Here is a 24,749-nt window from a genome sequence, read left to right as displayed (position 1 = left end):
AGAAGTATCGACAGGTTTCGAGGTTGTTCAGCGGACTTTCAGTGAATGTGTCCTAGCCTAGCTTCATTCAGCGCTTGGGGATTGGGGTTGTGTGGTTTAGGCGAGCTTTTCAAGGAATGGCAGGCTAACCGGCATGACGGGGCGCGAGGGGATGTTCTGGGGCGCTCTGGTTTTGATCACCGCCGTATTGGCTGGCGGTCTGAGTGAGCTAGCGGTCTGGTCCTGGGTCAGCGCCACGCGACCGGCCAATCTCCATCTTTACCCGGCCAATCAGGTGTGGCTCGGCGGCTTTGTTCCTCAGCTGACGGGTATTTTCTATGCGCCCAAGCCCCATCACGAAAGGCGTTTTTGCCGCGATGAGTTTTGCACTCAGGTAAGGACAAATGCCCAGGGTTTTCGGTCTGATCGAAAGGTCCTGGCCCAGCCCGACGTGACTATCGTGGGAGACTCCTTCGCCTTCGGTTGGGCGGTAGAGGTTGAGGAGCGGTATGGCGCCCAGCTGGAAAAACTGTTGGTGAACCGAAGAGTGGAACCGCTGGCGTACCCCAATGGGCATAGCCCCCCATACTACGATTTTTTCCTCAAGCAAAATCCGCAATACCTGCCAAAGGAACTCTTGGTGGTTCAGCTGTTCGCCTGGAACGATCTCGGTGCGGATCAACAGGACGTTATCTATTGGTACGACGAGCGCGAACAATGGATCGGTCTCGGCAGCCGCAGCCTGATGGTCAACGCCGAGGGCTATTTCGACTCACCAGCCCGGCCTTTTGTGCCGCGGCTGCAAGGGGTTGGTCGGTTGCTGGCGCAATCGTGGACGGGCCGCCTGGTGCTGGCGAACCTCCGTCGGAACAACGCTACTCCTGTCCTGCCGTCGGAGCTGGAGCCCCTCGATCGAGGAGCGCTCGATTTCAGCGCGCAGCGAGCGCTCGGGCACGTTCGCGACCTGGCACGCCGGGCTCGTAAACGGGGCAGTAATGTGGTCCTGCTTTATGTGCCTTTTGCGACGCTCATCGGGCAGTACCCGCGTCTGTGTCAATACGAGGCGGAGCTATGCGCCCAGCGAGCCGCCAACGACGATCCGCTGGCCGCTGCCCTGGCAGCGTGGGGGGATTCGGAATCTATTCCGGTGCTCGACCCGACGCAGGCACTCCGCGCCGCCGAGCGAACAGGCGAGCGCACGTACTTCGAAAATGACGGGCACTGGACGCCGGCGGGACATCGTGTGGTGGCAGAGGTGCTCCGCCAGTGGATCGAGGAGCGAGACCCCTTTGATGCTGAGCTCTGAGATTCCCAGTAGCAATCAATCTGGCGAGCTGGCGATTATCGTCCGGGACCTTTCCGTTCTGCAACTGAAGGACCACCAAATCGTACCAGCCACGACTGCCACAAAAAGGAACTGTTCAAAGTACCCGGAAAAACTATTAAAAAAAACGAGAAGCGGATCTTCCGCCTTGACACTGTCAATGTTGGGGAGCGCGATTCTGTCGTACCACACTCCCAAAGCGGCTTGACTGTCCGCGATGCCAAAGTACTGTCGAGTCAGGAACATCAGATAAAAAACGTGCGCTGCGATGAATTGCGACATTTTTAACTGCTTCGCGGTGAAGAACATCGCGATCAGCCATGCGAAGACGATCTGGATCGTAAATTCAATTTGCGAATGTATGTAGTTCCAGAGAAAGTCGATGTGCTCCAACATCTCCCCTCTTGTCATCCCCAGTTCGGGCGCGCCCAAGGGCAACAACTCCGTTTCCATCTTCGCCCATTCCTTACTCTGTTGGAGCGCCACTATAGCAAGCATGATCCGAAGCACGGATTTCGGCTCCGTGTCGATACCCGAAGTGGCTGATGCCCCTGAATTCCTTGCCCCGGACGCCCCCTGAGCTTCTTGTCCCTAGAGTTTGAAGGAATACCCTGAAAGAAAATTAACCTGACCCCGTTTCAGACTCCGTTTCACACAGGTGCACACTCAACATCCCGCGTGGTAAGAGCCAAGACTCCACAGTTTCTCCTTATTCTCCGCACAATTGATACCTAGGCTTCACCCATCCATAGAGCGGAGTCTTCCAAAATGTTCAGAATTCGAGCTTCGGTTTTTACCGTGTTCATGGCGTTCTCCTGTTCCGCCCTGGCCGCGGAATATCCGGAAGACGGGTGGTGGTGGAATCCAAACGAGCCGGGGCGTGGCTACCTGATCGAGCGACAGAACAACATCATGTTCATCGCCTCTTTTCACTACGCCGCGGACGGGCTCCCCGAATGGCTCACAATCCAGGGGATTTATAGTCCGGACGAGACCTCCACAACCGAAATCGGAACCTTTGTTGGCGATACCTTCGAAAGCCTGAACGGACAGTGCATCGCCTGTGCCTTTAATGCCCCCACAACGAGCGATTCCGCCCAGGGTGTCGCCGTCATCAACTTCACCAGCAATCAGGCCGGTACCCTCGCCTGGGAAGGTGAGACCATTCCTATCGAGCGTACCTTTTGGGCCTTTGGCGGAACCCTGGAGCAGCTGTCCGGCCAATGGGCCTTGTCGACCCTGGACAGCGGCATCGGCAGCATGCAGCTGGTGCAGATCGAAACAGACAGCGGGACCAGCAGTACGGTCAGCAGCCTGGCAAGCGGGGAGAGCATCGGCAGCATTTCCTCCAGCGACACCGGGCTGAGCCTTACCTTTGCACAGGACGATATAGCACTTCCTATCAAAATGCCGGAGACCAACCGATTCTATGCCGGTGAGAGCAGCGCAGACTCAACCCAGGTTGTCGCCACCCGCGTAGACGATGTGCCCCTGGATACCGCAAGCGAAACCGCCAGCGAGCTGCCGCTTACCTTTTCTGCTTTTGGCAGCAACGTGACTGTTGTCGGCAACATCGAAGACGGGACGGTGACGCTGGAAGCTGCTGGCCGGCCCGATCATCCGTCCCCCTATTGGGATCCCGATGGCGACAGCGGACTATATGTCGAGGCGGGGCCGGAAACGACCGTCAGCAGGATGTCGCCGGGCTTCATTGAGAGCTACACCAATCGCTATTTTCTCACCGTGCCGATCAACCCCGCGCTGGCCGACTCACCAACCAGCACCACGCTGGGGCCGATCGGCATCGCAATCACAGGCGCACCCATTTTTAACGACCAGGAAGGCCCAGCCGACAGCCTGAACCAAGGCGTAATTTCCGGCTTTGACGACTATGGTGCGCACACAGGCCCGCAGGTCTATCACTACCATCTGGAGCCGACTCCAATCACCAACGATGACTACGAGCTGTTCGCAATTTTACGAGACGGGTTTTTCCTTTACGGCCGCCGAGACTGGCCCAGTAATGAACATCCCACTGACCTCGATGCGTCCGGCGGACATGTTGGGCTCACCCAATACTCTCCGGATACCCCGGTCTATCACTACCACATCAAAAACCAGATCTACGCAACGGTGAACGGCAAGGATGCCTACGTGTTGTTTGACGACGCCTATCAAGGTACGCCGAACCCCATTACGAACTGAGAATTGGAGACTGTTGTCATGTGGATTTCACTCGTAATGATGCCTCTCACGGTGGCCATGCTCACTGGCAATGTACCTGACGCCGATGCGGGCAAAGGGGCTGTGACGGCCGAACAAATTCGTATCAACCCGCGCGACGGACTGCGCATGAAAAACAATGAGCCGTTTACTGGGGAGGTTTACGGGTACTACCACAATGGCGAAGTCGCAACGGCGGATCGTTTTGTGGACGGCAAGCGCCACGGGTTTTCACGCAATTTTTTTCCTGACGGTCGCCTGGGTTACGAGGTGTGGTTTGTTGACGGGAAGCGGCACGGCGGGTCGAGGACCTGGTGGGCCAACGGAACGCTGCGATCCAGTTCGCTTTATGTAAACGATTTGCCTCACGGTGAGTCTTGGGGCTGGTACCCGGATGGCAAAAAATTTAAGTTGGCCCGTTATCAAATGGGTGAGCCGACGGGGCTACAACAAGCCTGGCGAAAAAACGGCAAGCTTTTCCGGAATTTTGAGATACGTAACGGTCGGCTATATGGGCTCAATAATGCTGACCTCTGCGTAGAAATCGTTGATGAGGAGTCATCGTGAAGGCTCTCCTGGTCGGGTGCTTCACCTTTGTGATTCTCGCTCAATGCCAGCTGTCTGCTGCTGCTGAGACGTCAGCTCTGCCGTATTACAACGCCGAAAATTTTACCCCGCACTGGTTGGAAGATGATGCAGAAGAACTGCAAGGCTTTCACCGCATCCCGGATTTCAGCTTTACCAATCAGGACGGGGAAGCGGTCACCAACCAAGACTTCGACGGCAAGGTCTACGTTGCTTCCTTTTTCTTCACCAGCTGTCCTGGCATTTGCCCGACACTGGTTACAAGACTGTCTGTTATCCAAAAGACATTTCTAGCCAACGATAACGTCCGCATTCTTTCACACTCAGCGATGCCGGAAGTGGATCAGGTCCCGGTGCTGCACCGCTATGCCGACAGACACAAGATTCGCAGCGAAAAGTGGGATCTGGTCACCGGGCCCAAGGCGGCGATCTACAGTATCGCCAAGCAAGCCTACTTCGCCAGCGAAGACATGGGTGAGGCGAAGGGAGATGGCGATTTTTTGCACACCGAGAAGCTGCTGTTGATCGACAAAAACAAGCGTATTCGCGGGGTCTACAATGGCCTTTCTGAGACTGCGATCGTGGACTTGACTACGGACATAAACCTCTTGCTCCAAGAGTAGCGGCACATCACAGATAGCACAGGCAACTAAGGCGCGGAGTCAAGAAGCGGGGTCAGAACTTGCGGTGCAACATGCCAAACTCAACGGCGCGAAATTGTCGCAATTCAAGACCCCTGAATTTCCCAGCGGCCTACATTGCGGGCGGGACGTAGCCCGCGCCTAGCGCGGACTCGCCCCGAGGGTTTCGCATCGGCTGTCAGACAGGTTTCGCAGCAAGGGAACGGTGTCTTCAAGCGCATAACCGGGCAGCTCGAACTGAAAGGTGCCCGATAAACAGTCACTGAACACCAGGCTGGCGGTCCCAACGGGTGCCGTCGTGACCAATGACGGATCGTTGAACCGCCCGCCGGTGGTCTCAAACACCTCGAGCGTTGCTCGGTTGCCGACGAATTGGCCAAACGCGGTAAACCAGCGCTGGTTTGCGCCGATCAGATTTCCGGGGCTGTTGCCGTCGACCGTATCGAAGGTGAACCAGCCGACAAACACCGTGCCCGCCTGCGGGTCCAGATCAATGAAGATGCCCTGCCCGTCAGTCTCCGGGTTGTACCAGGCGCCCTCCATGGCCGGATTGATGAACACCGTTGCCTTGGCTCGCGCCAGATCAGCGGTCCAGGCCAGGGCCCGGTCAAACAGCGTCCCCTCGCCGGTCACAGCAGCGTCAAGGAAGCCTGTGGACCCGTAGCCATGTCCCGCCCCCTCAACCGGGTAGAACTCATACTCCAGGCCAACAGCCTGCGCGCGATCGACCAGCACTTCGGATTTCGCGAAGCTCACCGTTGCATCCGCCGTTCCGTGGACAATAAATAGCGGCGGCTCATTGCCATCAATCACAGTTGCTGCGGCAAGATCGTCTTCCGGTGGCAGACTGCTTCCGCCCCACAGATCAACGACAAAACTGTAGTCGTACCCGGCGATGTCGTACTCATCAACCGTATAGGCGGCGTTGATGGAGATAAAGGCTCCCGCCGACGACCCGAGCAGCCCGATTCGCGCCGCATCGGCGTTGATGTCTGGCGCATTGGCGATGATCCAATCCGTTGCCGTGGCCGCGTCCTCTGCGGCTGAAACAATCGTGTTCAGCGTCGTCTCCTCATCGCTGCTGACCCCCCGACCGAGCCCCGCAAGCGTTTCGTCGACCATCACCTGGTAGCGCTCAGAGGGAATCGGCTCGTCTCCAACCAGTCGATAGTCGATCGACGCGGCGATCCACCCGCGCGACGCAAAATCTTCCGCCATAGTTACCAGTCGGTCGTCGAGTCTGGAGCCGCCGGTATAGCCGCCGCCGTGGATCAAGATGACTACCGGCAGCGGCCCGACGCTGTTGTCCTCCAGGACCGGCTCATACAGGTCAAGCAGCAGGTCTTTGGTGGCTGTACCACCCTGGCTGGTACCCGAGCCGTAGGTGATAGCGCCGGTCACGCGGACCGCATAGGTAGCTTCATCAGCAGGCAACATCGTTCCGCCAGCCAGGCTTGGCAGCAGAAGGAGAAGAAAAGGAATGAATCGAGTTAGCATCACTGTGTTCCACGTGTCCGTGCAGCTAACAACGAGCCGGACCCAATTTGGTTGACTTCAGGGTGCAACCTGGTCATGACCTCTTTATTCGACGTCGCAAAAAGCCGCCTCATACTTACTCTGGAACTTTCAATGCACTTCTTTCAAGGATTGCAAAGCCATAGGGAACCGTAAGCGTCGCAAAGGCGTCTTGACTCGCTGCGACAGCGCTCAGGATAAACACGCCGAACGTACGTTCGACAAGCGCGATATCAAAGCCAACTAATCCTCGCGGCGTCAACTTGAGCTATGTGGGTTTACTCTGTCCCTTCACTCCGACCCCAGAAACTCACCCCGATACTGCTCTTCCCTCCAGAACAACCGCTGGGCGTCAGCGCAATCCGCCGGTCCGCGATCGGCTGTCCCTGTCCAAGCCGTTTGCGCCGTCGCGATTGCAGGAGGAGTTGCGCGCTGCATAAGAGGCACCATGTGCGCCGACTCGAGAATGATCTCGAGCTAGCAATTACTGACCCTGCATGCTCGCTTGCTCGGTCATCGTATTTTCAAACTGCGCATTGAGAGTATTGAACCGCGAATTGTCCTGCAGGTGCATGAACAGCGGCGACTGCAAAACCCGGGATCGCCACCAGACCGGAAAAATGCCGTTTGGCAACGACTCCAGGTAACCCAGCGCCAAATCATCCCTGTTTCGTATAGCGCTAACCTCGGCAAGAGCCAGGTGGTTTCTCGGCGAGAGTTTCGCCTGTCTACGCGTAAAGTGGTCCTCGTCCAGCAAGTCGAGGCTGCGAGCTACGGCTTGCGCTTCTTCTTCATTGCCCAGCGCACGCAATACCGTCGATAGTAACCCAATTGCCAAGGCGCCTTCATCTGACGACTTGGACTGCGGTTCGGTTGGCTTTACCAGGGCTCCGGCATCTGGATAGTGCTGGCGAATCAGTTGTTCCGCCGTCCGCAGCTCATTGCGATTCATGAGAACGGAAACCGCCTTTGCCAGGAGGTCGGCCCTCGTGACTCTGCGGTACGAGTATTGCGGGTCATCCAGAACACGCAGCGCCAACGCAAGGGCGGCCTCCTCGTCGCCGAGGTGAACAAGTGCATCGACTTTTGCAACGATCGCATCGCCCAGCCATTCGTTAAGCGCCAGCGACGCGTCCGCCGACTGAAGGGCACTCGCGCCATCACCCAGGCACAGTTCCAGGAAGGAAGTAAAGAGCGGACCCTCCGGGTCCAGCGGGTCGTAGGCCGCTGACAGGTTGTTGTAGTGAAGTGCTTTAGCCGGTTCGCCCATCTCGAAATAGTGTAACGACAGCGCGGCCAGGTAAAGACTGTCTGTGGTGTCTTTGTCTGCCGCGTTCAGTACTGCTTCTGCCTCATCGGACTCCTGCAGCGTATGCATGAGATAGTTGTAAAAGTAGTAGGTGACGCGAAAATTCAGCGGATCAATCCGCCTTGCCTGTGCAAACAGCTCCCGGGTTTTTTCCTCGCCCAGCTTGAAACCCAGCAAGGATGCATACCGGTTAATCACGCTAACGTCATGCGGATTGAGCTTGTAGGCGGCTCGAACGTAGTCTTCGGCCTGCTTGCGCTTGCCCTGCTTGGATGCAATCAGGGAGCGTACGAAATGAGCCTGTGCCTCGCCGGGGTCGCTGGCAAGAACACCGGTGAGAATCGAATCAGCCGTATCGAGAATCTCCCGGTCAAAGCGGCTGCCTGTCTGGATTTGAAACTGGTAAGTCTCTGCCAGCTTGATTATGGCCAGGGCAAAATCCGGTTCCAGTTCAATGGCAGACTGAAAGGCGCCAACCGCGGACTCAAGGCTGTCGAAGGTATAAATGTAGAGGTCTCGGAGGCCTTGCAGGTAGAGGTCATGTGCTTCTGGGTTGATGCTCCTGATTTCAGTGGCGGTTCTTACCAGGTCAATGCCAAGCGTCTCTTTCAGGGATGCAATAATCGCCGCGGAAATCTCATCCTGAATCACGAAGATATCGTCGAGTTCCCGGTCGTAGGTATCCGACCACATATGAAAGCCATCATCGGCTTTGATGAGCTGCGCTGTAATGCGCACCTTCGAGCCGCTCTTGCGGATGCTGCCTTCGAGAATGGTCTCAACGCCAAGCCTTGCCGCAATATCCTGAATGTCCTGGTTCTTGCCTTTGAACTGAAACGACGACGTTCGTGCCGCCACCTGCAGCCTGGGGATTTTCGTCAGCAGGTTGAGCAACTCCTCTGAAATGCCGTCCGAGAAATACTCCTGCTCCGGGTCGGACGACATATTGACGAAGGGCAACACGGCAATTGAGGTGTAATCGGTGCTGTCCGCTGACGCCTGTGACTCAGCGGCAGTCAGCCGTTCTTTCGAAGGAGCTGGCTCGGGGGCCGCCTCGGTTTTGGGGGCAAAACGGCTCTCGTAAATGAAGTAGCCTGCCACCAGCACCAGCAGGCAGATAACGCCCAGTGCCAGCTTGTTACCGGCGTGCGCACTGGCCGCTTCGGCAGGCGCGATATCAGATTCTTTCCTGATGCCGTCAGGAGTTATCTCAAAGACCCAGGCGAAAAACAGCGCGAACGGGAAACCAATCAGCGCGAAGAAAAAAACCGCGGTAACAATCCAGTCCGGCAGATGTAAGGCTGGAACGGCAGTATCGGCAATTTGTGCAACCAGCCAGGCGAGCACGAGGTAGGCAGCGCCCACCTTGAAGACGTTGCGCTTCTTGAGCTCGTTGAAAAAGGGTCCTGGCACGACTCCGCCTGTTGCTTTTGATTGTTCTTTAGGCCCCGTCGGCCACGCCGCCGTGACTATATCTCAAATGGTACGTTCAGTCCGGGAATTGGTCGGCATGCTTGCAATCTGTTAAACGCCGCTTTTGCGCAGCGAACAGTTGGTCGAGTTGACGGCGGGGCATCCATGCTTGTCTTCGTGCTTTTGCTAGAAGAATTGGGGCCAGAAGAATTGGGGCCAGGGTCAAGTGCCAGGTTGGAAGCGCCGGGGCCAGGACCAAGTGCCAGGTGGGGCCCGAGACTCGGCGTCAGGTCATGCGTGTGGCAGAATCGAGTAAACTGGCCTTTGGTCGTGGTTAGAGATTTGGAAGTGCAATCCTCCTGGTTCGCGGGACTACGGAGCAACATCGCGCTGGGTTCTGCATGAAAGTTAACCTGACCCCGATACTGCAATGCAGGCATGTTGAATTTACTGGCCGATTCCTACTTCAACAGCAACGGTTTCCAAATGACCGAAAAGGTGTTGGTCAACATTCAGTCCTTTTTCAACCTGGTGTTCTCGAGTTTGATGAGGACCCCAAGCTCGCTGTGATGTACCCGAAGCTGGAAAACGCGTTGGGTAAGCTGACGATTCCGGTCATGGCGATACTCGGGCGCCTTGATACGCAGGTTGACTGGGAGGCTGCAGGCAAGCTCTGCGCTAAGGCATTGGAAAGCGGCGAAATGCAGCTGACGCAGGGCTCCCTGGATAATTCAATCATGTCATGCGGAAGAGCGTGACAGACGTCGTCAACGAGGAGTTGCCTCCTGGTACCCCAGCCTGTGAAGGGTGCTTCGACGCTCTGTCGACATGGCTTGCGTCCCTCGATAGCGGCTGGGGCAATCAACCTTGAGCGTTTCCTGGCCCAATACACTCGCCAACGCCGATCCGGCACAGCGCGCGTTTGCCGCGCTGTTGGTGCTTCTCTTGGTCTGTTACACGGTTGTCTTCCTGTTGAGCTCCGGTGGCAGGATGCCGATCGGCGACGCGGTGGTGGCCGCCCTGATCAACGTTGGCGCCCTGGCTCTGTGGGGCTTAGCTGCTTGGTGGCTGAATACGCGTTTGCTGTTGGGGCTACGCCCGGCGTGGCAGGGCTTGCTGCAGCCGATCTGCGCGTTTGCCTACGCCTCTCTCTGGTACTTCACGGTAACTGTGCTGCTCGGCTGGCGGGACGGCAATTTTACCGGCGCGTTCTCAGTGCGGCCCTTCTCGAGCGTTGCCTTTATCTGGCAGACCTTTCAGGGCTTGACGATCTACGCACTGGTGGTGGCGCTGGCCGTGATCCAGTTGCTCTGGGTGCAGCGGCAGGCTCGGAAATCCGACCCGTCCAACGCGACCACCCGGCTTTTGGTGCGGTCTGAGGACGAGTTCGTCCCGGTGCCGGTCAGCGACATCCTCTGCATCGAGCGTGCCGGTGACTACGCGCAGATCGTGACGGCAAGTCAGTGCCACCTGACACGCAAGAGCCTGGCCGAGCTGGAGCGCCAGCTCCCGCAGGGGCGCTTCATCCGTGTGCACCGCGCGCACCTGATCAATCTCGACGCGCTCGAGTCGGTGGAATCGATCGGCGGCGGCCGCCTGCGGGTTTTTCTGGGAGGCGGGCGCAGCGTCGACACTAGTCGCAGCGGTGCACAAACGCTGCGCAGGCACGCCGCCTAGATCAATAACACCCACCACTCGCGGCGCGCGCGTGCCCATTCGCGGAAAATCTCGTCCGTTCAAGGCGTTTGATGCCAGCCTTAGGTCTGTTGCCCCTTAGGAGACCCGCTATGCCTGGCCGCGATCTATCGTTTTTTCTCTTCCTGTCTTGCGTCATTCTACAAGCCGGATGCGCGAACGTAACAGCGACCGAGCCGACCGATGTCGTCTCGGACGTTCAGATTGTCTTTTCCGCCAATCCGTCGCTCAGGGGGGACACCGTAAACGTCCGGGTCGAGTCGCTGCCGGCCGGTAAGGAGGTTGTTATCGAGGCGTCGCGGGCCGGCGTCTGGGTGCCGGACGACCTCTATCGTAGCAAGGTCCGCTTCGTGGCTGACGATCAGGGCGTCATCGACCTGACTGCCGATACGCCGGTCGATAGCCAGTGGAACAGTCCGGATGCCAACGGGCTGTTCTGGACGATGAGCAACACCGGCGAACAAACACCGGCGGGGCTCGGACCGGAGGAGATCGCCCTGCGTGTTGTGGACAGCGCTGACACAGAGCTTGCCGCCGCGCGGCTGACGCTTCGGGCGTCTGCAAAGGAGCTGGTCGAGACTCCGCTAGGAGAGCGCTTCCCGGGTGCGTTTGTGCTGCGGTCTGAGGGCGACGAGCCGCTGCCCGCGATCATCGTGCTTGGTGGCTCGGAGGGTGGCGACAGCGGCGCTCGTAATTCCGCGCCCTTGTGGGCCGCGCGAGGATATCTCGTGGTGGGCTACCCCTACTATTCGCCGGCATGGGGCGACCAGCCGCAAGCAGTGCCAGGCTTGCCTCGGGCATTTGCCGACATCCCCGTCGACCGGCTCGCCGAAGTTCGCGATGCCTTGCGCGCGCGCGGCGATGTGCAGATGGACCGCATCGGTTTGTACGGCGTGTCGAAAGGTGCTGAATTTGTGCTCGCCGCCGCCAGCCGTATCGACGGCTTCGCTGCTGTCGCGGCGATCGTTCCCAGCGACGTTATCTGGGAAGGTTGGGGCGCTGGTACAACGGCCGCGCGGAGTTCGAGCTTTTCCTGGCGTGGTGAGCCCATGGCCTTCGTGCCCTATCTCGACATGGGCCGCGTGTTTCGCCCACCCTCGGATGGCGAGAGGGTGGCGATGCGCGTGCCGCATGCCGAGGGTCGCCTCGCCCACCCCGACGCTGTCGATCCGGCGCGCATTCCGGTCGAAGACATCGACGCGCCGGTTTTTCTCCTGGGTGGCGGCCGGGACCAGGTTTGGGACTCGGGTCTCATGGCGGTCAACATTGCCAAGACTCGTGCCGATGCCGGCCGGGTAACAGAGACGCTGGTTTTTGCCGATGCGGGCCATGGTCTCAGCGGGCCACCGCAGAATCCTACCCGCCCCGAAAACGCACGAGCAAAGGCTGCAGCCTGGCCAGCGCTCAACGCTTTTTTCACCCGCCACCTTCGACCGGACGCCGACTGACAACTGCGCCTCTCGATTCTTCTCAAGCACGGACATCAGGCCGAATCAGAAGGCGACCGCGCCGAGAAACGCGCCCAAGACAAAGCAGTACGTCAAGCGCCGGGGCCAGGACGCAAGTGTCAGGTCGGGTCCGAGACTCGGCGCCAGTTCCAGCGTTTGGCGCAATCGAGCACACTGACATGCCTATCGTAGCGTTGGCTTGTTCCGGAAAGAGTCGATCGCCATGGTGACTGGAGACTCTTGGCTATGGAGGGCCGGACACTTTCCAGGCTCCATGGTGTATCGCGTCACGAGCCATAAACTTTCGCGACACAAGTTTGGCCCACAATAGCAGGTAAGTGCCGAGTTGTTGCAGCTCGAATAGACGTAAATTATTGATTTTTAAGAAGAAAAATGGTGGGCCGTATAGGATTCGAACCTATGACCAATGGATTAAAAGACGGCCCTAACCGATTTTTCACTCATATTAATCAATAAGTTAGCGGCGGCCGCTCATCGATTCGCTACTGAAAAGGACCAAAAACGACTCCGGGCCATTTACCGATTGGCCCAAATTTGGCCCAAGTTGAGCAGATAAAAGCTTCAGTCCATTTATCCCCCCTTCGTGCCCGCGAATGCGCAAACCCTTGAAATATGCTTTGAACAATGTCTCGCAGGGCTAGGGGTGATTCGGGGCAAAACAGTCTTATTGAAAGAACGAGCCCGGGCAAATCTCTCCCGATAATCGGGTGCCTCTATTTTCGTGATGATTCAACTCAACTAGGCTTACCCCCGTATGGACCTGTGTATTCATGTTGCCGCGAAGACCCGCTTGGCAACTTTGCTCGTCATTGCTTTGCTCATTGGCAGCACGTCGATCGCACAAACCCCACTACCTGAGGCCGATCTTTCCTTTGAGATCGAACTCAATCCTCCCGAGCCTATAGCTGCAGGAACCGTTGGTGAGTACACCATCACCATGTTTAACGCCGGGCCAGAGCCTGCAACTCCAGGCGTACGCACCAGTGCAGTTCCAGAGGGCTTAGTCTTCGTCGGACTTCGAGACGATACCTGCTTTTTCGTCGTGACTGACTTTAGCCGTCCGCCGCCACTCCCGCCTTTTTTCGTCTACGGGGTCTCGACCATCAACCTCCTTCCCGCGGGCGAGTCGATTCAATGCAGTGGCAATTACTTCCTTTCTGCAGATTTCGAAGGATCGTTGGAAATCACATGGACTATCGGAAACATTAGTGGCGGCCTGACAGGGCCGATGACTGACCCAAACGATAGCAACAACACGCAGCGGACCGTATTTGGTATTCCTCTCCCGACCGCAGTTCCTGCGATTGGGCCTGTCGCGGTTACCACCGTGGTATTGCTAATCATTACATTCACCGCGAACTTTTTGAGGAGAAGATAATGAAACAGGTTTTCGGATTGGCGCTCCTAACTCTAACTAACGATTCATCCGCACCGGGTGATGTCAAGCAAATCCTGTCCCATGATGTATGGAGACGAAAGATCTGAGCCTCGATTCTCCACAGGCCAACTGGTCAGCTTCGTTTCGTCCCGAGCAAATCGAAAATTTCCTTAAGCAAGGTCAACGTGTTCTTAAGCCAGGGAGCTAGCTCGCCAAGTAGATCCTTTAAACTTCCGATCCCAACCGAGTATGCATCGAGCTGCTGTTTCTCGGAAAGCGTGTCGTCTTCCGTTATCTCCTCAATTTCCTCCCCGAGTGAATTCAGAATTTCATTGCTAGCAATTCGCATTTCCGAGTTGGACGAGGTGCTGCGATGCTCCACAGAAAAAGCATCTAGCAAGTCGTTGACCTCAGTTCTTTCCATCTCTAAGAGGTGAGAGATAATTTGCTGACCGTTTTCTCGCGATCGCGGAAAGTCTGAGGACCGGCCTAAGACCGCCTTTGCTCCTATCCAGAATATTCGCCAGCTGTCGTAAAACGCCATTTTCTGTTCTCAAGTTGTGTTGCCGCATAATAACGGCGGAAAAATTTCAGTACGGATTAGCCAAGCAAAATGGATTCATGTAGAAGTGTTCGTTACCCCCGTAATGGTACCTAATTTGGCTGAGCGGTTTCCCATAGGATTGACCGATGGAACGAGGAGACCGGATAAAGACACAGAAAGAATTAGAAAAAAGGTGATTCGCTTTCGAGAACGAACGATTGTGTCGCATCCCTTTTTGGGGCAGGAAGATCCCGATCCAGCGAATGACACCGCAACCTTTGTTTTTGACACCCGGCCCGATCCGGTAGCCGCCCAGTCCTCGGGTCCGTTGGCCCCATTGATCCTAACGGTCTTGCTTGCGGGCGCTGAGCTGCGACGATTAAGGCTCGAACTCTGGGGTCAGGATCAAGTCCTAGATCCAATCCGACATGGCACCCGGTACTGACCCCTGAGTTTCTTGTCGGCTCTTGCCAGACCCCGAGAGCAAGACACCAGCGTACTCATCAGCATTCGACAGGATTTTATCCTTGAGAGGTTTTGTGTCAATCTCTTGGGTAAGGGGGTGTTCTGGGCGACTGGTGTTTAAGTAACAGGGAGGGAAACCGTGGGTCGAAGAGTTGGCATCCTTGCCGCGATCAATCGAGAACTGAAGAGAAGCGCGCGTGAGAATGAGCGTCGAATAAGACAGCGCGAGAAGGACCGCCTCGCGGCCGCAAGGAAGCTTGAGGCCGCCAGACGTCAGGAGGAAAAGCTCGCGCGAAAACTCGCCGCTGCCAAAGTCGCCTCTGATGCGGCGGAAAAGAAGCGATTGGCGGCTGAGCAGAAACGTCTTGAAAAGGAACTAAAAGCTGCGCACATCGCGTCGATGGAACGCGAGGCGGAAGACAAAAATTCAGTGCTCGAGTCCACCTATTCCGAAATTGACGGGCTTCTCGAAGCGACACTGGCCGTTGATGACTATGTAGATCTGGAAACGCTTAGGGGGACGGTCAAACACCCTCCTTTCGAACACCCTGAGCTGGAGAACCCGCTCCCTGAGCCCAAACCACCTGAGCTCCCCGTCAAGCCAATCTTTGCACCACCACCAGCTCCGCGGGGCTTGAAGAGCATCTTGGGAAAGAAGAAGTTTGAGCGCGAGCTGAAGCAAGCGAAAGCGGCCCATACGGAAAGCATTGAGGACTGGAAAAGGCTGAAAAAGGCTGCTGCAGTTGCTCTCGTAAAAGCTAAAGAGGATTGGAAGACAAAGGAAGCCGCAAGAAAGACCGATTTGGCGAATGCGAAAAAACGTTATAGGCAGGACTGCGATGCGCGAGAAAGAAAGGTTGAAGAGCAAAATCGGAACCTTGATACGCTGATTGCCAACCTCGGGTATGGCACCGAGGAAGCCGTGCAGGAATACGTTTCGATTGTTCTCTCGAATTCGATCTATCCAGACACGTTTCCTGTTTCCCATGATTTTGATTTTGACTCGAAGACGGCTGAGCTAGACCTCAAGGTCTCAATCCCCTCGCCTGACGAAATTCCCGCGGTAAAGCACTACAAGTACAACAAGACTGCCGACGAGATTAAGGCGACCAATCAGACTCAGAAGGCGTCAAAGGATCGGTATCTGCTCGCTGTCCAGCGCGTCAGTCTTCGGTCTTTCCATGAGGTCTTTGAAGCAGATCGCCGCGGCCTGATCCACTCGATAAAGCTCGTGGTCGGGACCTCGACAACTGACCCGGCGACCGGACAAGAAACGAATATCCCGTTTATCGCAGCTTCTGCCGCGCGTGAGGAGTTCCTAAAAATCAACTTGGCGAAGGTGGTGCCGGGCGCCACGCTCGAGATGCTCGGAGCCAGTGTGTCGAAGAATCCGCTTGGCTTGGTCGCCGTTAACGTGGAAGGCGTTAGAAGTGCGTGACACAGAAAACGCTTAAGTTTAATCCGCCGCCTGGTTGGCCAAAGCCACCGGATAACTGGGAGCCACCAAAAGGTTGGACTCCCGATCCCAGCTGGCCGGCCCCGCCTGATGGTTGGGAGATGTGGGTTGATGACAATGCCCCTAAGGGTAGGGGAAGCAAGGAGGTTTCCACGCCGACACCCGAAGATACGCCAGAAAGGGGCACCATCGAGCAGCCCTCGGCGGACACATCCGTCCGCCTCCGATTTCTTGAGTCTGAGAACCAAGCGCTTCGGGCTCAGCTTGCTGAAGCGGGTGAATCAGACGAGGATTTGGCTAGCCTCAACGATGAAGTGGTGCTTCAGCAAGTTGGGATTTACCGGTATCACCACCCGTTAGAAAATGCAGAGGCGTACAAGACAAAGCTGAAGGAATTGAATAGCAAGATCTCTGCGATGGTCAAATCCAGGACCGCAATAGAAGTCTCGAGCATGTTCACCTTCGACAATTCCTTGGCTCAGGGTAAGAAGATGACTCGGGACTTCTCGAAGCTGATGCTGATCGCCTACAACTCTCAGGTGGATGCCTGTATTCGCGCACTCCGAGCCGGGAATGTGCTGGCAGCCAAGAAGCGAGTAGAGCGCACCCGAGACGCAATCGCGAGACTTGGTTCGATGATGGAAATGCGCGTTAGCAATGAATTCCATGGCCTTCGACTCCAGGAAATCGAACTCACTGCGGACTTCCAGATGAAGAAACAGGAAGAAAGGGAGGCGGCAAAGGAGGAGCGAGCCCGACTACGCGAAGAGAAAAGAGTTCAGGCCGAGTTGGCCGCCGAACGCGAACGGCTCGACAAAGAGCGTACCCACTTGGTTCAGGCTCTTGAGGCGCTGTCTCGCTCAGGACAATCTGATTCAGTACTTGAGTCGAAGCTTGCGGAGATCGATCAGGCGATCGAGCAAAACGACTATCGGCAAGCGAATGTTCGGGCAGGCTACGTCTACGTAATCTCGAACCTTGGCGCATTTGGTAAGAACGTCGTCAAGATCGGACTCACTCGGCGTCTTGAGCCGATTGACCGAGTAAACGAACTAGGGGGCGCATCTGTTCCGTTCAAGTTTGACGTGCACGCACTGTTTTTCTCAGAAGACGCCGTGACGTTGGAAAAGGAACTGCATGATCACTTTTCCGACCGGCGGCTCAATCACGCAAATGCGCGAAAAGAGTTCTTCTTCGCTAAGCCGAGCGAGGTGCGCGACGTGTTGCTCTCTATGGTTGGAAATCTCCTCGAATTTTGCGAGGAGGTGGAGTCTACGGAATTCTTCCAAAGCAGGGGCTATTGGCCTGAAATCCCCTCAGATCGCTGATGCCCGCTCGGAATTAGCGAAACCAGGTGCCGAAAAGGTCTTACCAAAAGGACTCCGGAAAACCCTGGGGTCGTTCAATTTCATCGGATCTGACAACCGCTCTCGCCATTTCCACTGACTGGCTTGTTGCTCCTCGAAACAAAGGGGCAAGTAGAGCCTTAACCTAGGCGTTCTCTTGAATACGGAAAATTGACCGACGTGTTTACCCCAGTGTAAGGTTTAGCACAATCGCGTGGAAGCCACTCTGCGCGGCTTAAGGGGATTGATAGTGCCGTGTAGCCGACGAATCAAACGCGTTCGGTGTTAAAGGGGGGGCGAACGTCCGATGTCGACGATACCGCGACATTACTCTATCGAGTGGAAGGCAAATCCAGATACCCGGTGCTTGTATTACTCGGCTTCGTTAGCGGTTGCCACCAAGGATCTTGGTTCGGAGAAAACGTGTGCCTCCCAGCTTTTGAACACATTGGAAATCCATATTGATGGCAGAAAAACACGCAATACTATTTGCTGATATCAGCGGCTACTCAAAACTCGACTACCATGAAACAGGGGCGTTCCACGAATACCTTATGGAGTGCCTATATGAAAGGATCTCTACTGTGGTTGACGGGGCAAAGTATACGAACTCTTGGGGTGATGGTGTGATAGTGATTCATGAACGCACGTTACTTCTAGCCAGTGCCGCTCGCACAATGAACGAATATCTGAACTCGAACGAATACCGGCACGAACCTAAAGGGGATGCCAGGTTTATTCCGCCAGGCCTAAAGATGCGAGTCGCACTGCATTATGGTGGCTATGAGAAATCGCTGGACCCTTTTCGAGGCAGAGAGGAAACGCCGTACGGTCCAAGTATCGTCACTGCTGCACGGCTCGAACCGAAGGTGGAGCCGGGGCAAATTTGGGCCACGGACGAATATGTTAGCGAGTTGAAGACGGAGTTTTTTGAACGACAGGGCTCCGATATTTCCGGTGAAATGTCGATACGCCCTCTTGGGGAAATAGAGCTTGCGAAAGGATTTGGAAATCACATAGTGCATGAGTTGTATGCGAAAGAAGGCCATACAGGCCAACAAGAGGAATCTCCCCAACAGCATGAGGAAACATCGTCTCGAAGTCAGGGTGGCAACGGACAGGTTGTGAAAAGAGCGTCATATGTTTTAGGAACGGATGTAAAAAATTATGTTGAGTCAGACGAAGCTCATTCCGACTTTCGAACCGAATCCTTAGGTCTGATTACCACCATGTTTCGAACTGCCGAGATATCTCGCTTAGACCTTAAGGTCTATTTTGAACTCATAAAGATCTCGAAGGGTCTCAAGAAACTAATTAATGCAAGAGGATCCTCCGAGCGTGGCCTGCAGGCGGAGGTTGTAGTTGGTGCGGTCGATGGGTTATTCGCGTTGATTGGATACAAAAGGTCTGCCGATGAAACGAATTACCCGAAAGATCTAGCTCTACAGAGGAAACTCGATTTCATGAAAGCCTTTCCAATGGAAGGAGCGCATGGACAAAAGTTTGCGAGCGATCTGGCGCAGCTCCAAGAAGAACTTAGGAAAATTTCTGGCGGCTCCAAGGGTTGGGTAAACGTGATTCCTCGCAGAAAGGTGTCTCCTGATTCGTCGAAACTTGAAGCGATGCTTAAGCAAACCACGGTGGTTCAGGGCCGGGCATTAGACTTCATTCTTAGACGTCTCAGCGCACCGATAAGGGCAAAGCGAAGATTCTCGGCTCACCTGCAGAACGACGAGAACGAAGTAATGAAGAAATCGCGCTATGCATTCCTAGATAGAGTCCCCGGAAGGCTTTATCGAAATGACTGAGAGTCAAGAAGATAGGGAGGCTCGCAGGCCCGACTATGACGTCTTTTTTGCTCAAATGCAGGACGCGTTGCGAGACTTGAGCAGAGCTAAAGACTCTGCGCAGAAAGTGGCGGCTGCAGACTCACTTACTCGTTTGATAAAGATAATGTACTTAATCGAACGAAAGACTAATGCCGATAATAAGGCGATTAGTCTGTTTCGCCAATTGAGAGGCACGCTGACGTCCGCCGGCAGTCGATACCCAGACGAACTAGAGACTTTGCTCTTTGAATCCGGCAGCGCGAAAGTTGGTTTGAATGATTGGCGAGACTATACGTTGCCTGTAGCTTCAAACGAAACATCGGTACCTACTGAAAAACCCGGGCTCTTGCGGCGTCTTCTGCATCATCGCCAGCGTGAACCCGACTACACGTACTCAATAAAAACGGGCTCTTCTTCAACCCACAAAATTGACGCTGCTCACAAGTTATGCCGTTAGGCGGACGTAAATTTGCATCAGAGTTAAGGCAAGTACTCGCATTTGTAGAGTTCTTAAATTACGAGTTTGCAATGGACCGCGTCGATGGGCAGGGGCTTGCTCCCAAACTCATCACGCGACAAGCCGCTGCCACTTTTGCCAAGGCAGATATATGGGAAGTCGCGAAAACCTCTCCGATTATGAGGCATATTCAAAGAGGTGGATTCACGCCTTCCCACTCAATTGCCTCATCAATAGAAAACATGCTGCTTCGTCCCCCGGCGGGGAAAACAAGTTCTAATTTGCGTCTCCCAGACCTGTTCTCGGACAACTATGCGGGTTTTATTGTTTTCGATTCGGATTCGATCGATCCACACTGGACCATCAAGCCAGTAAACGACCCGAGTGCAGCTCGTCAATTCAAGGGGGTTGCTGCAACATATATAGGTGAATCGGTTGATCCTATAGCTGTATTAAAGAACTATTTGATCGAGACTTACGGCAAAACCGATTCTCTCGCGGAAATCCACATCCAAGACTGGATTCGTCGAGAATTCGGGATTCGTTTTAATACTGAGCAGAAATATGCTCTCAATCTCGTTTGCAATCGAGTGAATGAGATCTTTTACGGCGAAGCGCACCCGTCTATAAGGGATGTCAGAGCAAATAGGCCCAATACGGTTAGCTTGAGTTTTCTGCTTTCAAGAGTTTCGAGCTTGTACGAGACTGTTTCCGATACTCCCGATCGAGTTGCTCTTGGTGTCTATCTGTTCTATCGACTCGTTAACGGCGTACGGCTTCAATATCGAGTGGGGGATGATGAATACTTGAAACCTTCTCGCGTTTGTGCGGTGAGCCCTTTACGCGTTCTTGATAATAGTTATCTACAGGCGCGAGTCTTTGGCCACTATTCAAATATTCCGGGATTAGACTTCATTTTTTGCGGTGGGTTACTACCAAATACCGATACTGGTCCCGGTTGGGTGATCGACGGAACAGCCGGATCTGGGAAAACTACTTTTGCTCTCACTCTCTTAGCAAATTTTGCAAAGGCTGGAAAAGCGGCGATTTACTTTTCCTTAGAGGAAAGTTATTCGATGCTCGTTGATAGGCTGGTATCGCTGAATCTGCTTGATCCCTCTGCCTATGATTTGGTTGAGTTTTCTGATGAAAGTGCAACCGGTGTTTTTGCTGAGATAGAAGACTCGCGGGGTGTGCTGGCATTCTTTTGCGAACCTGCCAGTGATGCTCGACCTAAGGGTATCAAGAGACGAGACCTGGTCGGCGCGCTGGAGCGTCTTTCGGGGGGGCTGAGGCACCGTAATTGGAAAGCTGTCGCAATAGATAGTGTTAACGCCCTTAAGGGCGCCGATCCGGAGAACAGTAGGGAGTGGTTGGGAGGTTTTTTTGACGTCCTCAGACGCAATGGATTCTGGGGGCTAGCTGTTCATGAAGACGACGACGACCCTGAGTTTTCCAAGATTTCTTATCTAGCAGATACTGTAATTCGGCTAGGAATCGATAACGGAAATCAACGATGGATGGAAATCGAGAAGTGTCGCGCCCAAAGGTTTCAGCCTGGCAAACACCCATTTCGAATCAATAGTGAGAAAGGTGTGAGCGTATACCCATCTGCTGACGCGACGATAAGTGCCTTGCGGAGGCGGCGGCGGTCAATTCCAAGTACGCAGAAATTCATTTCGCTTCCCAAACCTATAAACAGTCTAGTAAATACGCTTGGCATTCGTGAGAAGAGTTCAACGTTAATCAAAGGAAGCAATGGGACCGCCAAGCCTTGGCTTGCAATGGAGCTAGCGACAGAGCCTTCTATTGACACCATCACTGAAAGCCGAATGCTGCCTACCAAAGTCTTGGTGGTAACTTTTAGGATCCCAGAGTCTCAATACATTAGAAACCTTGGTGCGTCACTTGCAAAAAGGTGGGATCAGCTTCCCACAAAATCGATTAGGTGGTTCTCAGTCGGTAGAAACTTTCGGGCCGAGCATTTCCTAGCTGAGTTGCGAGGTACATTTATTGCGTCCCGTCGCGCCGGAACTCCAATAGATCGCGTTATTTTCGATCATATCGAGGTTGCAGATTTTATCCTCCCAGAGTTGGGCAATGATCCTCTCTTTTGGCCAGCTCTGTTCGAACTAGTCACCACCGAGCCCATTACCAGTTTTTTCATCTTTGGTGAATCAAAAGCGTCAACCGATTCACTCGATTTTCTATTGTCGGGGGCCGACTACTGTATCGAACTCGAGCGACGGAAGGAGTCAGGATATCAAGCAACGCTAAGTAAGGACTCAGGGCGTTGGATTGACCTGAGAAATCGCCGAGCAAGGTTTGTTCTTCGCGACGGGCTGCTGGCCGAGGTTGTATCCACTGCGACAGTTGGCGAAGTGCGCAGGAGACTGCCGGGTATAAAGCAGCGGTAGCTCCAATAGATCTTGCCATCATTGGCAGTTCGGGTTAACCCGGCCACCTAGTTCTAACCCCTCGGTATTTGCATATCTTCTCTTGAGTCCAAATCTGAACCGCCAACGTTATCGCCAGTCCTGATATTGCGATAGCCGCAACCGATATGGTGCGACTTTGCGTTCATTGAGACTGATCAAAGCCGTGACCGCGACCAGCCGAATCGCAGTCGAGTCTAGCCGCAGGTATTTTTGGCCGGTGGTCTGGTTTCACCAAATAGAGGTAAGCAATTGAACGGAGAAGCCCCTGAAATTCTGAACTTGTTCAAAGAGCAACTGGGAAATCAAATTGCAGCAATAGTTGAAGCTGAAGAATTCAATGACGACGGCTATGGGTTTGCTTACTGGTATTTTAGAAATGTCTTAGGCATGACCGAGATTGAGGCTAAAGAACAGATCTGTGACGGCGCGGGTGACCTAGGTATCGATGCGATTGAAATTCGCGACGACGTCGTCTTTTTCTACCAGTTTAAGAACCCTCAGTCGGTCGAAAAACCGATTGCTGCAGGTGATATTGATAAGCTTCTATCTGGCCTAGAGGTAATTCTAGGCCGGAACCACGAAAAAATTGCGAATCAAGAATTACGCGGTCGGCTGGACGAGATTTATGGATTTACTCCTTCCGGTTACCGTATTGTAGTTGCGATTTCTAGTCTTCCTGGTTTACCAGATGAAGCTCAAACCAAACTTAACAGTTTCTGCCAGAAAAACAGCGGTGCGGCAAAAGACTTGTTTCGCTGGGATTTCCAGAACCTAAATGACATTCACAACAAGTTTTATAGCGTGAATCTACCAACGCTAGATGCGACGCTCGACATACCCCTTGCTCGGCAGCCATACATGACAAGAATCGGCGAACATGAAACTTACCTTTTTGATCTCAGTGGAGAATATCTTGCAAATCTCTACGACACCCATGGCGAAACGATCCTGCAGCAGAACGTCCGTATGTTTGAAGGCGATAAAGGGACCAATTTGGCTATTGCGAAAACCGCATCAACGCCACAAGAAGCTAGCGACTTTTTTCACTTCAACAATGGGTTATCGATCATCTGTGACTCTGCAACCTATCAGCCTTTCAACACTCACATCAGCTTGGTGCGTCCACAGGTCGTAAATGGGGGGCAAACGCTACGGATTCTTCACCGGTGTTTCAAACAGGGTGTTTTGCAATCAAAGGTTCACACCGCCGTTCGCGTGATAACCACTGGAAGAGATAAAGAGTTCGCGTCCAATGTCGCGATCAATCTCAACAACCAAACGCGAGTAGATAATACGTTTCTCCGCTCGAACGATCCTAGGATTGTTCAGCTGTTGCATTCACTTGCAACTCTTGGCTACTTCCTGGAACGAAGAGCCGGCGAAATTGAAGCTATGTTGCCAGATGAGGTAGCTGAGTTGGAAAATACCTTCGGCAGCCCTCTTGCCCATAAGGTAATTCCGCTGAAAGACGGCATGCAAGCGTATGTTTCAACCTATTATGGAGACCCGCAATTAGCAAAGAAGGACCCATCCAAAATCTTTACAGATGATGGAGGTAGTTTCTCGAAGATTCTTCAATCGGAATTAACAGCAGAGCGGTTCCGGGACGCATATGAACTGAGTAGGCTGATCGCTGAACAAGTTGATCTATTCAAACGGTTGAAGCGGAAACGACATTCCAATGAGGCGGAGCGAAAGTCGGCCTACGTTAAGACTTTCGGAACAGCTTTGGAGCCTTTGTTCGATCAATTGGATTCAGCGATTCCGCAGATTACAGTGTTTGGAACCGCGCTAATTTTCGAGAAACATGTCACGGTTTTTGGTAATGATTTGGAGGCGGTAGTCGCAGAGCTTAGGGGCGATCCTAATATCATTTGGGGGGTACTGCTGGAATTGATCTCAGCTCGTGCTGCGCTTGAAGATGAACGAAGCTGGCCGACCCTTCTGAAGTCGGGAGCATTCTACCGAGACGTTGTAGATCATCTAAGCGAAACTTGGGTGGCCTAAACAATGCTTTTTGGGGTCGTGTTTTATGTCCTAAGAAATGAACGTTGGTTACGCCGTTGTCCAAGGAAATCCAGATTGCTCATTTTTTCATCTGCAGTTTTCCGTTTCAGCTAATGTGCCTATCTCAAGGTTCTACTTGAATGATCGGAGTATCCAGCGCCTGGCGAGACCAGTTGAACTCTGACACCTCGATGTCGTCTCTTGATGCGAGGAAAACAAGAAGTTCGCTCACCTCTACATTGCCGCTGTCGTCTGTATCAACTTGCGGCGGGTCCATTTCCGTCAGAGCCTTAGCAATACTACCCCGATCTCTTTCACACTTTGCGAAGCCAAAGGCGCTGCTCTGAATATCGTCCGAGATAAAACTCGAACCAGAGTCAAGACAAACGTCTAGCAGGAAGAGAACTCGTTCGGATGCAAACTTTGATGGATCAACAGAAAGGTACTCCGCATATTTTGGAAGCCCATCATGAGCAGTCAAGCGGAGCCCCCCGGCTGTTATTGATGCTCGTCCGCTGAAATACACAATTCCTATTGTAATCCCCCCATTTTTACTCGGGTTAACGAGTAGAGATTCAAGCAGCTGACAACAGCTGCCTTGGGGGTACGCCGCCGATGGCGGAGTTGGGTCGTTCGTTATTGTATTGCCACAGCCACTGCGTCGCTAAATGCTGAG

The 24,749-nt window shown here is 54.1% G+C and carries 19 protein-coding genes; 14 read left to right on the top strand and 5 right to left on the bottom strand.

Annotated elements, in window-relative coordinates:
- The first annotated feature begins 133 nt into the window (after positions 1 to 133).
- Positions 134 to 1,285 (top strand): hypothetical protein, encoded by a 1,152-nt coding sequence (locus tag AAF358_02990; protein ID MEM7704488.1) that lies wholly within the window; start codon positions 134 to 136, stop codon positions 1,283 to 1,285.
- A 15-nt stretch (positions 1,286 to 1,300) separates the two neighbouring features.
- Here the strand turns inward: AAF358_02990 and AAF358_02985 are convergent, their stop codons facing one another.
- Entirely contained in the window at positions 1,301 to 1,756 is a 456-nt protein-coding gene (locus AAF358_02985) for a hypothetical protein (GenBank protein ID MEM7704487.1), read from the bottom strand.
- 315 nt (positions 1,757 to 2,071) lie between these two features.
- On the opposite strand from AAF358_02985, the gene AAF358_02980 reads away from it, so the two are divergent.
- From AAF358_02980 to AAF358_02970, 3 genes are read left to right on the top strand one after another with little or no spacing between them, the layout of a single operon-like run.
- Positions 2,072 to 3,508, top strand: a complete 1,437-nt coding sequence (locus tag AAF358_02980; GenBank protein MEM7704486.1) for a hypothetical protein — start codon at positions 2,072 to 2,074, stop codon at positions 3,506 to 3,508.
- 18 nt (positions 3,509 to 3,526) lie between these two features.
- The gene (locus AAF358_02975) at positions 3,527 to 4,093 is read left to right on the top strand and encodes a toxin-antitoxin system YwqK family antitoxin (GenBank protein MEM7704485.1); all 567 of its coding nucleotides are present in this window, start codon (positions 3,527 to 3,529) and stop codon (positions 4,091 to 4,093) included.
- Positions 4,090 to 4,734: an SCO family protein gene (locus AAF358_02970; protein MEM7704484.1), complete on the top strand. Its 645-nt coding sequence runs from the start codon at positions 4,090 to 4,092 to the stop codon at positions 4,732 to 4,734. Before AAF358_02975 ends, AAF358_02970 begins: the two co-directional genes overlap by 4 nt.
- Positions 4,735 to 4,893: 159 nt before the next feature.
- On the opposite strand, the gene AAF358_02965 is transcribed toward AAF358_02970, so the two are convergent.
- Together AAF358_02965 and AAF358_02960 are read right to left on the bottom strand one after the other, a co-directional pair.
- Entirely contained in the window at positions 4,894 to 6,249 is a 1,356-nt protein-coding gene (locus AAF358_02965) for an alpha/beta hydrolase (GenBank protein ID MEM7704483.1), read from the bottom strand.
- Positions 6,250 to 6,751: 502 nt separating this feature from the next.
- Positions 6,752 to 8,989, bottom strand: a complete 2,238-nt coding sequence (locus AAF358_02960) for a hypothetical protein (GenBank protein MEM7704482.1) — start codon at positions 8,987 to 8,989, stop codon at positions 6,752 to 6,754.
- A 401-nt stretch (positions 8,990 to 9,390) separates the two neighbouring features.
- Between AAF358_02960 and AAF358_02955 the strand changes: the two genes are divergently transcribed.
- The 4 genes from AAF358_02955 to AAF358_02940 all read left to right on the top strand — a co-directional run bounded on the left by AAF358_02955 (position 9,391) and on the right by AAF358_02940 (position 13,531).
- The gene (locus tag AAF358_02955) at positions 9,391 to 9,747 is read left to right on the top strand and encodes a hypothetical protein (protein MEM7704481.1); all 357 of its coding nucleotides are present in this window, start codon (positions 9,391 to 9,393) and stop codon (positions 9,745 to 9,747) included.
- Between the two features lie 109 nt (positions 9,748 to 9,856).
- Complete coding sequence (locus tag AAF358_02950; protein ID MEM7704480.1) at positions 9,857 to 10,666, top strand: LytTR family DNA-binding domain-containing protein; 810 nt, start codon at positions 9,857 to 9,859, stop codon at positions 10,664 to 10,666.
- Positions 10,667 to 10,776: 110 nt separating this feature from the next.
- Entirely contained in the window at positions 10,777 to 12,132 is a 1,356-nt protein-coding gene (locus AAF358_02945) for an acyl-CoA thioester hydrolase/BAAT C-terminal domain-containing protein (GenBank protein ID MEM7704479.1), read from the top strand.
- Positions 12,133 to 12,907: 775 nt separating this feature from the next.
- The gene (locus AAF358_02940; protein MEM7704478.1) at positions 12,908 to 13,531 is read left to right on the top strand and encodes a hypothetical protein; all 624 of its coding nucleotides are present in this window, start codon (positions 12,908 to 12,910) and stop codon (positions 13,529 to 13,531) included.
- Between the two features lie 133 nt (positions 13,532 to 13,664).
- Here AAF358_02940 and AAF358_02935 read toward each other — a convergent pair whose 3' ends face one another.
- A complete protein-coding gene (locus tag AAF358_02935; GenBank protein ID MEM7704477.1) occupies positions 13,665 to 14,075 on the bottom strand; it encodes a hypothetical protein in 411 nt (136 codons plus the stop codon).
- Between the two features lie 604 nt (positions 14,076 to 14,679).
- Between AAF358_02935 and AAF358_02930 the strand changes: the two genes are divergently transcribed.
- From AAF358_02930 to AAF358_02905, 6 genes are all read left to right on the top strand, one after another.
- A complete protein-coding gene (locus tag AAF358_02930) occupies positions 14,680 to 15,978 on the top strand; it encodes a hypothetical protein (protein ID MEM7704476.1) in 1,299 nt (432 codons plus the stop codon).
- Positions 15,975 to 17,324, top strand: coding sequence for a DUF4041 domain-containing protein (locus AAF358_02925; GenBank protein ID MEM7704475.1), 1,350 nt, complete (start codon positions 15,975 to 15,977; stop codon positions 17,322 to 17,324). The genes AAF358_02930 and AAF358_02925 overlap by 4 nt, the downstream gene beginning before the upstream one ends.
- 482 nt (positions 17,325 to 17,806) lie before the next feature.
- Positions 17,807 to 19,150 (top strand): hypothetical protein, encoded by a 1,344-nt coding sequence (locus tag AAF358_02920; GenBank protein MEM7704474.1) that lies wholly within the window; start codon positions 17,807 to 17,809, stop codon positions 19,148 to 19,150.
- Positions 19,143 to 19,628 carry a hypothetical protein gene (locus AAF358_02915; GenBank protein MEM7704473.1) on the top strand — a complete coding sequence of 162 codons (486 nt, stop codon included), beginning with the start codon at positions 19,143 to 19,145 and terminating at the stop codon, positions 19,626 to 19,628. Before AAF358_02920 ends, AAF358_02915 begins: the two co-directional genes overlap by 8 nt.
- Positions 19,619 to 22,045: an ATPase domain-containing protein gene (locus AAF358_02910; protein ID MEM7704472.1), complete on the top strand. Its 2,427-nt coding sequence runs from the start codon at positions 19,619 to 19,621 to the stop codon at positions 22,043 to 22,045. Before AAF358_02915 ends, AAF358_02910 begins: the two co-directional genes overlap by 10 nt.
- A gap of 270 nt (positions 22,046 to 22,315) precedes the next feature.
- Entirely contained in the window at positions 22,316 to 24,073 is a 1,758-nt protein-coding gene (locus AAF358_02905) for an AIPR family protein (protein MEM7704471.1), read from the top strand.
- A 124-nt stretch (positions 24,074 to 24,197) separates the two neighbouring features.
- Here the strand turns inward: AAF358_02905 and AAF358_02900 are convergent, their stop codons facing one another.
- On the bottom strand, positions 24,198 to 24,554 hold the full coding sequence (locus tag AAF358_02900) for a hypothetical protein (GenBank protein ID MEM7704470.1): 357 nt from the start codon (positions 24,552 to 24,554) through the stop codon (positions 24,198 to 24,200).
- Positions 24,555 to 24,749: the final 195 nt, after the last annotated feature.

Source organism: Pseudomonadota bacterium, from assembly GCA_039033415.1.
Classification (GTDB): Bacteria; Pseudomonadota; Gammaproteobacteria; order Xanthomonadales; family SZUA-38; genus JANQOZ01.
The sequence above is the reverse complement of the archived record's forward strand: the minus strand, read 5'-3'. Positions and strand labels throughout refer to the sequence as shown.

Excerpts from the sequence above, each read along its gene's own strand:
- AAF358_02985 (MEM7704487.1), bottom strand. The coding sequence starts at position 1,756 with ATGGAAACGGAGTTGTTGCCCTTGGGCGCGCCCGAACTGGGGATGACA.
- AAF358_02990 (MEM7704488.1), top strand. The coding sequence starts at position 134 with ATGACGGGGCGCGAGGGGATGTTCTGGGGCGCTCTGGTTTTGATCACC.
- AAF358_02915 (MEM7704473.1), top strand. The coding sequence starts at position 19,143 with ATGACTGAGAGTCAAGAAGATAGGGAGGCTCGCAGGCCCGACTATGAC.
- AAF358_02955 (MEM7704481.1), top strand. The coding sequence starts at position 9,391 with ATGAAAGTTAACCTGACCCCGATACTGCAATGCAGGCATGTTGAATTT.
- AAF358_02945 (MEM7704479.1), top strand. The coding sequence starts at position 10,777 with ATGCCTGGCCGCGATCTATCGTTTTTTCTCTTCCTGTCTTGCGTCATT.
- AAF358_02980 (MEM7704486.1), top strand. The coding sequence starts at position 2,072 with ATGTTCAGAATTCGAGCTTCGGTTTTTACCGTGTTCATGGCGTTCTCC.
- AAF358_02940 (MEM7704478.1), top strand. The coding sequence starts at position 12,908 with ATGGACCTGTGTATTCATGTTGCCGCGAAGACCCGCTTGGCAACTTTG.
- AAF358_02975 (MEM7704485.1), top strand. The coding sequence starts at position 3,527 with ATGTGGATTTCACTCGTAATGATGCCTCTCACGGTGGCCATGCTCACT.
- AAF358_02935 (MEM7704477.1), bottom strand. The coding sequence starts at position 14,075 with ATGGCGTTTTACGACAGCTGGCGAATATTCTGGATAGGAGCAAAGGCG.
- AAF358_02910 (MEM7704472.1), top strand. The coding sequence starts at position 19,619 with ATGCCGTTAGGCGGACGTAAATTTGCATCAGAGTTAAGGCAAGTACTC.
- AAF358_02920 (MEM7704474.1), top strand. The coding sequence starts at position 17,807 with ATGGCAGAAAAACACGCAATACTATTTGCTGATATCAGCGGCTACTCA.
- AAF358_02965 (MEM7704483.1), bottom strand. The coding sequence starts at position 6,249 with ATGCTAACTCGATTCATTCCTTTTCTTCTCCTTCTGCTGCCAAGCCTG.